Below are 11,973 nucleotides of genomic sequence, written 5' to 3'. Positions count from 1 at the left end.
GCGTTCGTACCCTCCCCGCCGTGGACACCCCAGCGTGCCCCGCCGACCACCGCTGGGCCCGGTGGTCACCGCCCCAGGCTAGGCGGACACGGCCGGTCCCGGCCACCACCTGGGCACACGACAATGATCCGCGTACGCCAGACATCGACGTACGCGGATCATTTCACACAGTGACGGGAATATCAGCCGCGGGTGTGCTGGCCGATCATCTGCACCTGGCCGGTGCCCTCGATGACCTCGCCCACCTGCCACGCCTCGATGCCGCGACCGGTCAGGTACGCCATCGCGCGGTCGGCGTCGTTGGCCGAGACGATCGCGAACATGCCCACGCCCATGTTGAACGTGGCCTCCATCTCGACGTCCTCGATGCGGCCCTTCGCCTGGATCAGGTCGAAGATGCTCTGCGGGCGCCACGTCGAGCGGTTGACGATCGCGTCCACGTGGTCCGGCAGGATGCGGACCAGGTTGCCCGGGATGCCGCCGCCGGTCACGTGGGCCAGGGCGCGCAGCTCGGTCTCCTCCATGAGCCCGAGGCAGTCCTTGGCGTAGATCTTGGTCGGGGTCAGCAGCTCCTCGCCGAGGGTGCGCTGCCGGCCCAGGTCGTCGACGACCGTGTCCAGGCGCATCCGGCCCGCGCCCAGCAGCACGTGCCGGACCAGCGAGTAGCCGTTCGAGTGCAGGCCCGACGAGCGCATCGCGATGACCACGTCGCCGACCTCGACCCGGTCACGGCCCAGGATCTCGGACTCCTCGACCACGCCGACGCCCGTCGCCGACACGTCGTACTCGTCCGGGCGCAGCACGCCCGGGTGCTCCGCCGTCTCGCCGCCCAGCAGCGCGCAGCCCGCGTACCGGCAGCCGTCGGCGATGCCCGCGCCGATCTCGGCGACCTTGTCCGGCACGACCTCGCCGCAGGCGATGTAGTCGAGCAGGAACAGCGGCTCGGCGCCGCACGCCACCAGGTCGTCGACGACCATCGCGACCAGGTCGATGCCCACCGTGTCGTGGATGTCGAGCTGCTGCGCGATCACCAGCTTGGTGCCCACGCCGTCCGTCGACGCCGAGAGGATCGGGTTCTTGTACTTCGTCATGTCGAGCTTGAAGAGGCCGGCGAAGCCACCCAGGTCGCCCATCACCTCGGGCCGGGTCGTCTTCTTCACCTTCGACTTCAGCAGCTCCACCGCGCGCTCACCCGCGTGGATGGAGACGCCCGCGTCGGCGTACGTGACGGTGCGCTTGCGGCCCGCCCGGCCGATCCCGGCCGACCAGGGCAGCTTGTCCCCGCCGTCGGCGCCACTCGACCCGGCGCTGCCGCGCTCGGACACATGCGTCACGGTTCTCCCCTTTGTATCCACGCTCCCGGCCGTCGCCGGGCTGTATGTCGCCGTACGACTGTACGGCTAGGGCCGATGGAGCGCGTCGCCCCCGCCGGGACTCCCGACGAGGTGCTCCGCACCGGTGCGGTCGGAGACCTGCTCCGCCACCGTGGGCTCGGGGAGCTCGGCGCGCCGGCCGACCCCCTCGAGGACGTGCTTGCCGATCAGGTTGCCCGCGGGCAGCTCGATCGGGTAGTTGCCGTCGAAGCAGGCCATGCAGAGCCGGGTGCGCGGCTGCTCGGTGGCCGAGACGAGGCCGTCGAGCGACACATAGCCCAGCGAGTCGGCGCCGATCGAGCGCCGGATGCCGTCCGAGTCGAGCCCGTTCGCGATCAGCTCGGCCCGGGTGGCGAAGTCGATGCCGTAGAAGCACGGCCACTGCACCGGCGGCGACGAGATGCGCACGTGCACCTCCAGCGCCCCCGCCTCGCGCAGCATGCGGATCTGCGCGCGCTGGGTGTTGCCGCGCACGATCGAGTCGTCGATGACGACGATGCGCTTGCCGCGCACCACCTCGCGCAGCGGGTTCAGCTTCAGCCGGATGCCGAGCTGCCGGATCGTCTGCGACGGCTGGATGAACGTGCGGCCCACGTACGCGTTCTTCATGAAGCCCGCGCTGTACGGGATGCCCGACGCCTCGGCGTAGCCGATCGCGGCCGGGATGCCCGACTCGGGCACGCCGATCACCAGGTCGGCCTCGACCGGGTGCTCCTTGGCGAGCTTGCGGCCCACCTCGACCCGCGCCGAGTAGATGTTGCGGCCCGCGATGGTGGTGTCGGGGCGGGCCAGGTACACGTACTCGAACAGGCAGCCCTTCGGCTCCGGCGCGGCGAACCGCGTCGAGCGCAGGCCGTGCTCGTCGATCGCGATGATCTCGCCCGGCTCCACCTCGCGGACGAAGCTGGCGCCGGTGATGTCCAGCGCGGCCGTCTCGCTGGCCACCGCCCAGCCGCGCTCCATGCGGCCCAGCACCAGCGGGCGCACGCCCTGGGCGTCGCGGGCCGCGTACAGGGTCGTCTCGTCCATGAACACGAAGCTGAACGCGCCGCGCAGCGTCGGCAGCACCTCGAGCGCCGCCGCCTCGACCGACAGGTCGGGGCGGCTCGCGAGCAGCGCCGTGACCAGCGCGGTGTCGTTCGTGGCCATGCGGTCGGTCATGCCGCGGTCCGCGACCTCGCGGGCCAGCTCGGCCGTGTTGACCAGGTTGCCGTTGTGGGCCAGCGCGATCGTCGTGCCGGCGGCGGTGGCGCGGATCGTCGGCTGCGCGTTCTCCCAGTTGGAGCCGCCGGTCGTCGAGTAGCGGGTGTGCCCGATCGCGAGGTGGCCGCGCAGGCTGGCGAGCGTGGGCTCGTCGAAGACCTGGGCGACCAGGCCGATGTCCTTGTAGACCACCACGCCGGAACCGTCGCTGACCGCGATGCCGGCGGCCTCCTGGCCGCGGTGCTGCAGGGCGTACAGGCCGAAGTAGGTGAGCTTCGCGACCTCCTCGCCCGGTGCCCAGACACCGAAGACGCCGCAGGCGTCCTGGGGTCCGCGCTCGTGTGGGTCGAGATCGTCGGTCAGACGGCCGTCGCCTCGGGGCACGTGTCAGCTCCTTGTGCTGTGGTGTGTGCTCGGGTCTGTCTCAAGACTCGGCGCTTCGCTGCCACCGGATCCGCACTCAGCGGCCCAGTGTACGCGAATCACGAGTCCCCGCCTCCGGTCGCCGACCCTCCGATCAGCGCTTTCGCGCCCGCCGATCGGCCCGTTGGCTCACTGTTCAACAGGTAGGTACGCAGCGAGGTCGGTGCGTATTCCACTCGCCCGGATCCTCCCGCTCGCGACCGCCTCGGACCATCCCTGTCGCCCGGTCGCGACTGTCACCCAAGTGAGTGGGTCCGTTTCGACCACGTTCGGGGGAGTTCCACGGGTATGTCGCGGTCCGGCGACACATTGGACAGCCCCGAACGGCGGCACCCGCACCTCCACCGACCGCCCCGGCGCGGCCCGCGCCAGAGCCGTCAGCAACTCCCGGGTGGCGTCGCGCAGCGCGGGGCGCTGCGGTTCCTCGCCGGCGTCGAGCGCCGCCAGAACGGCCTCGATCGCGGCGGACTTACTGTGCGGAGAGGACACGCCGGGACGATACGACCTCGCGCCGACAAAATAAGGAACCGCCCCTGGGTCGCGCGGGACCGGTGTGACAAGGCATAGTGGCCGACGGTGTAGTGGCGTGGGTCCTCGGTGCGCTCGAAACGGCCAGGTGACCACGCGACCGAGAGGCGGTGGACGTTGACAAGGCACCCTCGAGCCCGGGTGTTCGGCGCCGGGGTGTTCCTGGCTGTCGTCGGCGGCTCCCTGCTGCTCGCTCCGGGCGCGGCCCATGCCGCCGTCGACCCGGTCGTGACGATCACCAGCGCGAACGGCAGCCTGCGCGCCGGCGAGACGACCAAGCTGGCGTTCCAGGTCACCAACAAGGACCCCCAGACCCAGTCGATCGACATCGTCGTGTCCGGCGACGGCGTGACCTGCGCGGGCAGCCAGTGCGACTTCACCGAAAGCTTCGACGGCAACCAGACGAAGCCGTACGTCGTCGACCTGGTCGCCGGCGACGTCAAGCCCGGTGATCAGAAGAACGGCTCCGTGCAGATCGTCGCCGCGATCGGCGGCGACGACGGCAAGGCGTCGCGCCGCATCACCGTCCGCGGGCCCGACGCCGTGCAGCGCATCGACGGCATCAAGGGCCGCGTGCGCGACCAGTTCAACGCCGCCGTCCCCGGCGCCACCGTCGCCTACAGCGACTCCGCCGGCCACCGCGGCGAGACGACGTCGGACGGCGACGGCAACTACTCGTTCCCGTCGACCGACCAGAACCCCATCTCGCCCGGCCGCATCGAGATCGGCGCGCGCAAGGACGGCTTCTCGGTCTTCACCACGTCGGTCAACGGCCAGGCCGGCCGCAGCGTCACCGCGAACCTCACCCTGGCGGGTGCCGCCGCGACGCCCACCGCCACCCCGACCGCCACCCCCTCGGCGACCCTGGAGCCGTCCGAGGAGGTCGTCGAAGAGGTCGTGCCCGAGGCCACCACGGGCGCCCCGGCGCTGCAGGCCGCGAGCGACGACGAGGGCTCGTCGTCGCTGGTCTTCATCATCGCGGGCGCGCTGCTGGTGGCCGTCGGCATCGGCGCGATCATCCTGGTGTTCGTGCGCCGCAAGGAGAAGGACGGCGACGACGACGACCCGGGCCTGACCCCGGCCGGCGTACCCGCCGCCGCCCCCGCGCAGCGGTACGGCGCCGCCGACGCCACCCGCGTCGCCGCCCGCACCGGCGGTCTCCCGCCGCCCGACGCGACGATGGTCACCAGCGGCGCGGCCATCCCGCCGGCGCTGGCCAACGCGCAGACCATGCTGCACCAGGCCGTCCCGGCCGACGACGAGTTCCCCGACCCGTACGGCGCCCCGGCCCGCCCGGTGTCCGGCGCGCACCCGCAGACGTGGAACCAGCCGCCCGCCGGCCCGTACGGCGCCGCCCCGGCCGCCCCCACCTACGGCACGCCCGCCGCGCCGCCGCAGCGCTACGAGGAGCCGACCGGCATGTACCAGCCGGACCGCGGCGGCGCCTACCCGCAGCAGGGCGGCACGTACGGCGGCGGCGTCCGCCCGGACGAGCCGTACCGCTCCGGCGGCTACGGCGGCGGCTACGAGCAGCCCCCGGCCCCGCAGGGCGGCGGCTACGGCGCCGGCATCGACGCGGGCGGCGGCTACGGCGGCGCGCGCGGCACCGGCTCCTACGGCGGCGGCGCCCCGCAGGCCGGCGGCTACGACGAGCCCACCACGTACGGCCGCCCCCCGCAGGGCAGCGGCGCGTACGGCGGCGGCTACGAGCCCCCGCAGCCCCCGCCGCAGCAGCCCGGCCCCTACGGCGCCCCGCGCGGCGGCTACGACGAGCAGACCGGCTACTACGGCGGCGGCGCCCCCGACCCGCAGCAGCCGCAGCAGCCGGGCCCCCGCGGCGGCTACGACCGCGAGGACTACGACCGTCCGCCGCCGCAGGGCGGCCAGCGCCGCTCCCTCGACTGGCTCGACGACTGACAGCACGGCACGGCAGAAGGCTCGTCACCGCTCCGGTGGCGGGCCTTCGTCGTTCGTCACGGGTGCGGCGTCTCGGCACGACGGAGGCCCGCCACCGTGACGGTGACGGGCCTCCGTTCGTGCGTCGCTGTTGCCTTACTGCTCCTTGCGGTCCTGCTCCTGCTCGGAGGCGGCCACCGCGTCCGCCGCGTCGATCGCCTCGCCGCCGGCGGTCGCCGCCGGGTCGGCCTGCTCGGCCGGCTCGGCCGGCTCGTCGGTGGCGGGCTCGTCGGCCGGGGCGTCCGCCTCGACCGGCTCGTCGGCCGCCGTCGGGACGTCGGGCGCGTCCGCCGCAGGTGCGTCGTCCTGCGCTTCCGCCACCTCGGCGGCCGTGGCCGCCACCGTCGACGCCGCGGCGCCGGGGAGCGTGGCGTCCGCGTCCTCCGCGGTGGTGCCGCCGGCGATCGACGGAGCCGCGCTCAGGGTGCCCACGGCGCCGTCCGCCGGGATGGCCGCGCCGGCGCCGAACAGGTTCGGCAGGGTGGCCGTCCAGGCCTCGCGGAGTTCGTCGAGGCTGATGGCGAACAGGTGCTCGATGTCGAGGACCGGGTTTCCCGTGGTGGTGCCGAGGAGCGCGACCGGCACGTTCTGCTCGGAGCACAGGGCCAGAAACGCCTTCTCGTGGCCGCGCGGCACCGAGACGAGCGCCCGCGCCGCGGACTCGCTGAACAGGTTGACGAACTCGGTCTGGCCGTCGGGCAGGTGGACCGAGGCGCCCACGTTGCGGCGCAGGCACGACTCGACGAGGGCCTGGGCGAGGCCGCCGTCCGACAGGTCGTGCGCGGAGCTGACCAGGCCGGTGGCGCCGGCGCGGGCCATGACGAGGCCGAGCGCGCGCTCCTTCTCCAGGTCGACCGCGGGCGGGCGGCCGCCGAGGTGGCCGTGGGTGACCCACGCCCACTCGGAGCCGGACAGCTCGCACTGCGTCTCGCCGAGCAGGTAGAGCAGGTCGCCGTCGCCGGTGGCGGGGCGGAAGCCCATCGGCACGCGGGCCGACACGTCGTCGAGGACGCCGAGGACGCCCACGACCGGGGTCGGGTGGATCGCGGCGGCGCCCGTCTGGTTGTAGAAGGAGACGTTGCCGCCGGTCACCGGGATGCCGAGCTGCTGGCAGCCGTCCGCCAGGCCGCGGACGGCCTCGGCGAACTGCCACATGACGGCCGGGTCCTCCGGCGAGCCGAAGTTGAGGCAGTCGGTGACGGCGACCGGGGTGGCGCCGGTGACGGCGACGTTGCGGTACGCCTCGGCGAGGGCGAGCCGGGCGCCGGTGTACGGGTCGAGCCGCGCGTAGCGGCCGTTGCCGTCGACGGCCAGCGCGACGCCGAGCCCGGTGCGCTCGTCGATGCGCAGGATGCCCGCGTCCTCCGGCTGGGCGAGGATCGTGTTGCCGAGCACGTACCGGTCGTACTGCTCGGTGACCCACGTCTTGTTGCACAGGTTCGGCGAGGCGATCATGCGCAGCAGGGTCTCGCGGATCTCGTCCGGGGTGGACGGACGCGGGAGCGTCTCGGCGCGGTCGGCCTGGAGCAGGATGAGGTCGGCGGGCTCGCGCAGCGGGCGGGCGTACACCGGGCCGTCGTCGGCCAGGGAGCCCGGCGGGACGTCGACGACGGTGTGGCCGTTCCAGGTGATGACGAGGCGGCCGGGCGTGCCGTCGGGCTCGCGGGCGGTGACCTCGCCGATGGCGGTGGCCCACACGCCCCACTTGTCGGCGACGCGCAGCACCTCGTCGAGCTTCTCCGGCGCGACGATGAGCAGCATGCGCTCCTGCGACTCGCTGGCCAGGATCTCGGTGGGGCTCATGGACGCCTCGCGCAGCGGGACGCGCTCCAGCCACACCCGCATGCCGGTGCCGGCGGCGGCCGCGGTCTCGGTCAGGGCGCAGGTGAGGCCGGCGCCGCCGAGGTCCTGGATGCCGACGACGAGGCCGGCGTCGTACAGCTCGAGGCAGCTCTCGATGAGCAGCTTCTCCATGAACGGGTCGCCGACCTGCACCGACGGGCGGCGCCCCTCGGCGCCCTCGTCGAACGTGGCGGACGCGAGCACGGACACGCCGCCGATGCCGTCGCGGCCGGTGCGGGCGCCGAGCAGCACGACGACGTTGCCGGTGCCGGCGGCCGCCTTGTTCTGCAGGCGCTCGACCGGCAGCAGGCCGATGCTCAGCGCGTTGACCAGCGGGTTGCCCTGGTAGCAGGGGTCGAAGACGATCTCGCCGCCGATGTTGGGCAGGCCGAGGCAGTTGCCGTAGCCGCCGATGCCGGCGACGACGCCGGGCAGCACGCGCGCGGTGTCGGGGTGGTCCGCGGCGCCGAAGCGCAGCGGGTCCATGACCGCGATCGGGCGGGCGCCCATGGCGAGGATGTCGCGGACGATGCCGCCCACACCGGTGGCCGCGCCCTGGTACGGCTCGACGAAGCTCGGGTGGTTGTGCGACTCGACCTTGAACGTGACGGCGAGCGAGTCGGAGATCTGCACGACGCCCGCGTTCTCGCCGATGCCGGCCAGCATGCGGGTGTTCTGCGGGACCTTCTCGCCGAACTGGCGCAGGTGCACCTTGCTCGACTTGTAGGAGCAGTGCTCGCTCCACATGATCGAGTACATCGCCAGCTCGGACTGGGTGGGGCGGCGGCCGAGGATCTGGCGGATGCGGTCGTACTCGTCGTCCTTGAGCCCCAGCTCGGCGAACGGCTGCAGCTCGTCGCCGGTGGAGGCGGCCCGCTCGACGGTGTCGGGGCCGCCGTCGTAGGACGTCACGAGGACGTCGGTGGCGGCGAAACCGGACTTGGCCTCGGCCGGCGCGGTGTCCGACTGGGTCGTCATCGTGCAAGCTCCCTGTCGCCCAGGTGACGCAGGACCGAGGTGAAGAAGCCGAGGCCGTCCAGCGACGGCCCGGTCAGCGCCTCGACGGCGTGCTCGGGGTGCGGCATGATGCCGACGACGTTGCCGGCCTCGTTGGTGATCGCGGCGATGTCGCGCTGCGAGCCGTTCGGGTTGCCCCGCACGTAGCGCGCGACGATGCGGCCCTCGGCCTCCAGCTCGTCGAGGGTGCGCTCGTCGGCGACGTAGCAGCCCTCACCGTTCTTGACCGGGATGAGGATCTCCTGGCCGGCGGTGAACTCGCCGGTCCACGCCGTGCCGGCCGTGTCGACGCGCAGCCACTGGTCGCGGTTGCGGAAGTGCAGGTGCTGGTTGCGGGTGAGCGCACCCGGCAGCAGGTGGGCCTCGCAGAGGACCTGGAAGCCGTTGCAGATGCCGAGGACGGGCATGCCGCCGCGGGCCGCGTCGATGATCGACTCCATGACCGGCGCGAACCGGGCGATGGCGCCGCACCGCAGGTAGTCGCCGTAGGAGAAGCCGCCGGGCAGGATCACGGCGTCGACGCCGTGCAGCTCGGGGTCGCCGTGCCAGAGGCGGACGGCCTCGGCGCCGGCGAGCCGGGCGGCGCGGGCGGCGTCCCCGTCGTCGAGCGAGCCGGGGAACGTGACAACACCGATGCGCATGGTCAGGCGCTCTCGGTGGCGGGGACGGCCGCGGCGTCGTCGACGCGGATGGTGAAGTCCTCGATGACGGGGTTCGCGAGCAGCTTGTCTGCAATCTCGCGAGCCCGGTCGAGGTCCGGGTCTCCGGCGAACTCGATCTCGATGCGGCGACCGATGCGGACGGACGCGACATCGCTGACGCCGAGCCGTGGCAGCGCGTTCGCGACCGCCTGGCCCTGCGGATCGAGGATCTCCGGCTTGAGCATGACGTCGACGACGACGCGAGCCACGGGCACTCCCTGAACTGTGGTGTACGCAGTTGGGCGCACCCCGAAGGGGCGAGCCGTTGCAGCCTACCCTGTGAATTTCGGGCCCGACTCGGGGGCCGGTGTCGCGCACCCGACTCCACCACCCCTGAGCAGGCAATCTCGGCGGGTGACCATGAACACCCCCGACCGGCGGCGCCGCCGGGGCGGTCACGGACCGTAGCGGCGATCCGGTTCGCGAGGCGATTCGCCGCGAAGCGATTTGAATGCGCGTTACCGCAGGTCAACGACCCTGCGAGCACCGCCGCCCGGCCCAGTTGGTCTTGAAACGCATGGATGTTCATCTTAGTTTCGGGCTACGGATGGCTGATCGCTCCCTCCCCCGAACGGCCGCCTCGCCTCCCTCCTGGAAGGAGCCCTGCGTGCGTATCCGGACCACCGCGACGCTGGCCACCGCCCTCGTTCTCGCCGCCGCCTCGTCGACCACCGCCTGGGCGGTGACGAATGACCCGGACGGCGCCACCCCCAGGATCATCGGCGGTGACGTCGCGTCCGGCGCCCCCTGGGCCGCCGCGGTCGGCGGCGACGCCCACGACGGCTACGGCGACTTCTTCCGCTGCACCGGCACGGTGATCGCGCCCACGTGGGTGCTGACCGCCGCACACTGCGACGTCGGCACGATGAACGTGCGCACCGGCAGCCTGGACCGCACGTCCGGCGGCACGGTCACCCCGGTCGTGGAGACCGTCAAGCAGTACGACCTGGCGCTGATGCGCCTCGCCATCCCGGTCACCGTCACCCCCGTGCGGCTCGCCGACGCCGACCCGCCCGTCGCCGCCACCAGCAGCCTGTTCGGCTGGGGCGCCACCTGCTTCTCCGGCTGCGGCTCCTCGGAGGTCCTGAAGACCGCGTCGGTGGAGATCACCGACGTCGGCGACCCGGCGAAGACCGACTACCTGGGCGGCCCCGCCATCGAGAGCGAGGCCATCACCGGCAACGCCTGGTCCGGCGACTCCGGCGGCCCGCAGTTCTACGCCGGGACGCAGGTGGGCGTCGCGTCCACAGCGGACGGCGAGAGCAAGCAGTACTACGGCAGCGTGGCCGCCAACCGGGCGTGGATCAGGAGCGTCGCCGGGGTCTGATCCTCACCTGTGTCTCCGGGGGCCCCGGGACGTCAGAGTATCGGGGCCGGGGCGTACCCCTGGGCCTGCGGGTTGTCGCCGACCACGGCGGCGACCCGCGCGGCCACGGCCTGCACCTGCGCGGGCGCCGCGCCCACGAAGGCCGACCGGTCCGCGACGAGCGCGTCGATCTCGGCGCGCGACAACCCCAGGCGGCCGTCGGCGGCGAGCCGGTCGAACAGGTCGTTGTCGGCGGCGCCCTTCTCCCGCATCGCCAGCGCGACCCCGACCGCGTGCTCCTTGATGACCTCGTGCGCGACCTCGCGCCCCACCCCGCGGCGCACGGCCGCGACGAGGATCTTGGTGGTCGCGAGGAACGGCAGGAACCGGTCGAGCTCGCGCTCGATCACGGCCGGGTACGCGCCGAACTCGTCGAGCACGGTCAGGAACGTCTGGAACAGCCCGTCCGCGGCGAAGAACGCGTCCGGCAGCGCCACCCGGCGCACCACGGAACACGACACGTCGCCCTCGTTCCACTGGTCGCCGGCCAGCTCCCCGACCATCGACAGGTACCCGCGCACGATCACGGCGAGCCCGTTGACGCGCTCACTGGACCGGGTGTTCATCTTGTGCGGCATCGCCGACGACCCCACCTGGCCCGGCTTGAAGCCCTCGGTGGCCAGCTCCTGCCCCACCATCAGCCGGATCGTCGTCGCCAGGCTGCTCGGCGCCGCCACCGTCTGCGCCAGCGCGCTCAGCACGTCGAAATCGAGGCTGCGCGGGTACACCTGCCCGACACTGGTCAGCACCCGCTCGAACCCGAGGTGCGCGGCCACCTTCCGCTCCAGCTCGGCGGCCTTCTCCGCGTCCCCGTCGAACAGGTCCAGCTGATCCGCGGCCGTCCCGACCGGCCCCTTGATCCCCCGCAACGGATACCGCCGCAACAGATCATCGATCCGCTCGTACGCGATGAGCAGCTCCTCCGCCGCACTCGCGAACCGCTTCCCCAGCGTCGTGGCCTGCGCGGCGACGTTGTGACTGCGCCCCGTCATGACGGTGCCGTCATACTCGATCGCGCGCTGCGCCAGCTTCGCCAGCGTCGCCACCACCCGGTCGCGGATCAGCTCCAGGCTCGCCTTGATCTGCAGCTGCTCGACGTTCTCGGTCAGGTCCCGCGAGGTCATGCCCTTGTGGATGTGCTCGTGACCGGCGAGCTCGCTGAACTCCTCGATCCGCGCCTTCACGTCATGCCGGGTGACCCGCTCCCGCCGCGCGATGCTGTCGAGATCGACGTTGTCGACGACCGCCTCGTACGCCTCGACCACCCCGTCCGGCAACGCCACGCCGAGGTCCCGCTGCGCCTTGAGGACGGCGATCCACAGGCGGCGCTCCATGCGGACCTTCTCCTCGGGCGACCAGAGGGCGGTGAGATCCGTGGAGGCGTAGCGGGAGGCGAGGACGTTGGGGATGGTCGAAGTCACGGCGCGATTGTTCCATGGGGGGTGGATGGGCTGGTGGGGGGCGTGACGGGGCTCTCGTCGCCTGGTCTGGGCGGGTCATGCTCGGTGGACCGGCGGGGCGTTTCCGTCGGCTGGCAGCGACCCGGCGGCGCCCGGCGGCACCC

Annotated in this window: 9 protein-coding genes; 2 read left to right on the top strand and 7 right to left on the bottom strand. The window is 72.8% G+C overall.

Features of this window, described 5'->3' with window-relative positions:
* Positions 1-182 precede the first annotated feature (182 nt).
* From purM to Sya03_RS30945, 3 genes are all read right to left on the bottom strand, one after another.
* Complete coding sequence (gene purM / locus Sya03_RS10630) at positions 183-1,334, bottom strand: phosphoribosylformylglycinamidine cyclo-ligase (protein WP_203938058.1); 1,152 nt, start codon at positions 1,332-1,334, stop codon at positions 183-185.
* 66 nt (positions 1,335-1,400) lie between these two features.
* Positions 1,401-2,960 (bottom strand): amidophosphoribosyltransferase, encoded by a 1,560-nt coding sequence (gene purF / locus Sya03_RS10625; protein ID WP_203938057.1) that lies wholly within the window; start codon positions 2,958-2,960, stop codon positions 1,401-1,403.
* A 168-nt stretch (positions 2,961-3,128) separates the two neighbouring features.
* Positions 3,129-3,458 (bottom strand): sterol carrier family protein, encoded by a 330-nt coding sequence (locus Sya03_RS30945; RefSeq protein ID WP_239107319.1) that lies wholly within the window; start codon positions 3,456-3,458, stop codon positions 3,129-3,131.
* Between the two features lie 210 nt (positions 3,459-3,668).
* On the opposite strand from Sya03_RS30945, the gene Sya03_RS31515 reads away from it, so the two are divergent.
* The gene (locus tag Sya03_RS31515) at positions 3,669-5,444 is read left to right on the top strand and encodes a carboxypeptidase-like regulatory domain-containing protein (protein ID WP_275411442.1); all 1,776 of its coding nucleotides are present in this window, start codon (positions 3,669-3,671) and stop codon (positions 5,442-5,444) included.
* A gap of 135 nt (positions 5,445-5,579) precedes the next feature.
* Here Sya03_RS31515 and purL read toward each other — a convergent pair whose 3' ends face one another.
* The 3 genes from purL to purS are packed head-to-tail and all read right to left on the bottom strand — an operon-like array spanning position 5,580 to position 9,252.
* A complete protein-coding gene (purL, locus tag Sya03_RS10610; RefSeq protein ID WP_203938054.1) occupies positions 5,580-8,303 on the bottom strand; it encodes a phosphoribosylformylglycinamidine synthase subunit PurL in 2,724 nt (907 codons plus the stop codon).
* Positions 8,300-8,989 carry a phosphoribosylformylglycinamidine synthase subunit PurQ gene (gene purQ, locus Sya03_RS10605; RefSeq protein ID WP_203938100.1) on the bottom strand — a complete coding sequence of 230 codons (690 nt, stop codon included), beginning with the start codon at positions 8,987-8,989 and terminating at the stop codon, positions 8,300-8,302. The genes purL and purQ overlap by 4 nt, the downstream gene beginning before the upstream one ends.
* A complete protein-coding gene (purS, locus tag Sya03_RS10600) occupies positions 8,986-9,252 on the bottom strand; it encodes a phosphoribosylformylglycinamidine synthase subunit PurS (protein WP_203938099.1) in 267 nt (88 codons plus the stop codon). The genes purQ and purS overlap by 4 nt, the downstream gene beginning before the upstream one ends.
* A gap of 398 nt (positions 9,253-9,650) precedes the next feature.
* Between purS and Sya03_RS10595 the strand changes: the two genes are divergently transcribed.
* Positions 9,651-10,370, top strand: coding sequence for a S1 family peptidase (locus Sya03_RS10595; protein ID WP_203938053.1), 720 nt, complete (start codon positions 9,651-9,653; stop codon positions 10,368-10,370).
* 32 nt (positions 10,371-10,402) lie between these two features.
* On the opposite strand, the gene purB is transcribed toward Sya03_RS10595, so the two are convergent.
* Positions 10,403-11,830: an adenylosuccinate lyase gene (gene purB / locus Sya03_RS10590; protein WP_203938052.1), complete on the bottom strand. Its 1,428-nt coding sequence runs from the start codon at positions 11,828-11,830 to the stop codon at positions 10,403-10,405.
* Positions 11,831-11,973 lie beyond the last annotated feature (143 nt).

It is taken from the genome of Spirilliplanes yamanashiensis, assembly GCF_016863475.1.
Classification (GTDB): domain Bacteria; phylum Actinomycetota; class Actinomycetes; order Mycobacteriales; family Micromonosporaceae; genus Spirilliplanes; species Spirilliplanes yamanashiensis.
This window is presented reverse-complemented; position numbering and strand designations above follow the sequence as displayed.